The organism is Kamptonema sp. PCC 6506 (genome assembly GCF_000180455.1).
GTDB lineage: Bacteria > Cyanobacteriota > Cyanobacteriia > Cyanobacteriales > Microcoleaceae > Kamptonema > Kamptonema formosum.
Map to the genome: position 1 here is coordinate 1 of NZ_CACA01000132.1, position 2,359 is coordinate 2,359.

At 40.2% G+C, this 2,359-nt stretch carries 3 protein-coding genes; 2 read left to right on the forward strand and 1 reads right to left on the reverse strand.

Annotated elements, in window-relative coordinates:
* Positions 1-50: 50 nt before the first annotated feature.
* Positions 51-395, reverse strand: a complete 345-nt coding sequence (locus tag OSCI_RS07840; RefSeq protein WP_007354367.1) for an STAS domain-containing protein — start codon at positions 393-395, stop codon at positions 51-53.
* 372 nt (positions 396-767) lie between these two features.
* On the opposite strand from OSCI_RS07840, the gene OSCI_RS07845 reads away from it, so the two are divergent.
* Positions 768-1,391, forward strand: a complete 624-nt coding sequence (locus OSCI_RS07845; protein WP_007354369.1) for a DedA family protein — start codon at positions 768-770, stop codon at positions 1,389-1,391.
* A gap of 346 nt (positions 1,392-1,737) precedes the next feature.
* Positions 1,738-2,352 carry a Uma2 family endonuclease gene (locus OSCI_RS07850; RefSeq protein ID WP_007354370.1) on the forward strand — a complete coding sequence of 205 codons (615 nt, stop codon included), beginning with the start codon at positions 1,738-1,740 and terminating at the stop codon, positions 2,350-2,352.
* Positions 2,353-2,359 lie beyond the last annotated feature (7 nt).

Here is a 2,359-nt window from a genome sequence, read left to right on the forward strand (position 1 = left end):
TTCTCCCTTTCTTCCCTAGCCCCTAGCCCCTAGCCCCTAGCCCCTCTACATTAGGCAATTAGCAACTCAGCTTGAGGCGAAGAAATATCATCGAAAGAGTCAAAAATTTCAAAAGCTTGGTCGAGTTGAGTAATATCAAAAATTAACCTAGCTGTAGCTTGGAGATTGCAGATGACGAGGCGACACCCTTGATTACGGGCTAGTTTCAGTCCCCTAACTAAAGCACACAAACCAGAACTATCGATAAAATCTACATGAGTCATATCAATCACCCAGAGTTGATAACGTTCAGGTAGAATAGCAGTCAACTGTTGGTATAAGGAATTACCTTCTTGAAAATTGAGACGAGTTTGAGGCTGAAGCAGGAAGTGTTGTGCGAATTCTTGAAAGGCCATAGGTGTCACCCCAGTAATCCTTAAGTGATTAATGATTAAGTAGAACTTGCTGTTCTGCCAATAGACAGAATAATGTTAAGAAAAGTTTCAGAATTTTAGGGTTTCCATCATTCCTTACGCCCGATACCCAAAATGGGCTGGGCTTACGCGCTGCCTGAAAAGTAGATGCGAGAATAGAACCCTGAGTCTAGTAGAATGAAGCCGCAACAATTCTTTACTATTTTTAGCGTCGCTCACAATTCTACTGTCCGCTTTGCCACAGATCACAAGAAGTATGTGTTTGATGTCACAAGTTAAGATTGCAGAATTGCCTGAATCAAGCCAAGATAAGAAATATCAAGCTTTGCAAAAATTTACGATGGGCACTGTCGGATGTCTTTTGAGTTTATATCTTTGGAAATTATTCAGAAATTTGCACATGAGTACGGCTACTGGGCAGTATTTCTGGGGATTTTGCTAGAAAATTTGGGATTTCCCCTTCCTGGGGAAACAATTACGATCGCTGGGGGGTTTCTAGCTGGTAGCGGGGAACTAAATTACTGGTATGTGTTGGGGAGTGCGATCGCGGGTGCTACCTTGGGCGGAAATTTTGGCTATTTGATTGGCAGATATGGCGGTTGGCCATTGTTGCTGACGTTAGGTAAATTTTTCCGCTTTCGGGAAGAACAACTGTTTGATTTGAAAGAACAGTTTAGTCAAAATGCAGCCAAAGCTGTATTTTTTGGTCGGTTTATTGCCTTGCTGCGAATTTTTGCTAGCCCTTTAGCAGGAATTGCTGAAATGCCTTTTTGGAAATTTTCACTATACAATCTTGCCGGTGCTGCAAGTTGGGCATCTGTGATGGTAAGTTTAGCATTTTTCTTAGGACAAGTTGTGTCTTTAGAAAAATTAGTTGCTTGGGCGGCTCAATTTGCTGTACTTGCTTTAGCGTTAGTTATTGCTTGGATTGCAATTCCTATCTGGTTGGAGTCAAGGAATCTAAACAATACTAAGTAGGATTGGTAATTGGTAATTGGGATACACAGATTTTACAGATTCCTCGGATTTCACAGACTAAATAATCATTCCTCTAACTAATCCGTGTAATCCGTGTAATCGGTAAAATCCGTGTTCATAATTGGTAATTGGTAATGGCTAATTGCTCATTGCTAATGGCTAATTGCTAATTGGGGAAATTTTAGGATGGCATTGCGGCGAACAGTTTGTAACTAATAGCAATAAACTATCGTTGGCAATGCCCACCCTACGTTTAATTATAAAGTTATAATCTAAGTTGGGTACAGCGAAACGTAACCCAACTCTCTCAATTAAATTTGTTATGAGTTTAGGAGATTAGTGTAACATGACAACAGCAGCCGAAATTCGCGAAAGTACAATTGAAAGTGAAGAAAAGCGTTATTACTCTCCTGAAGAGTATTTGGAACTAGAAACGGCAGCCGACTATAAAAGTGAATATCAGGATGGTAAAATAATTCCTATGACAGGCGGAACACCAAATCACAATCGGATAGCGCTTAATTTGAGTAGCGCACTAAATTTTGGTTTAAAAAAGCAACCCTATGACGTATTCATCAACGACCTGCGTTTGTGGATACCGCAGAAACGTCTTTACACTTATCCTGATGTGATGGTGGTTGATGGTCAATTAGAACTTGTAGAAGGTAGGAAAGATACGATTACAAATCCGGTGATGATTGCTGAAGTGTTATCGAAATCTACGGAAGATTATGATAGAGGTGGGAAGTTTAAACTTTATCGTTCTATTCCTACGTTGAAGGAGTATGTTCTCATTGCTCAATATGAGATGCACGTTGAGCAGTTTTCAAAGATAGATGATAATAAATGGGTGTTGTCTGAGTATGACGGTGAAAATGCGTTATTGGCATTAAGTTCTGTGCCATTTCAGGTTTCGTTAGGGGATATTTACGATCGCGTGGAGTTTGAGTCTGAGGAGTGAGTTGGAT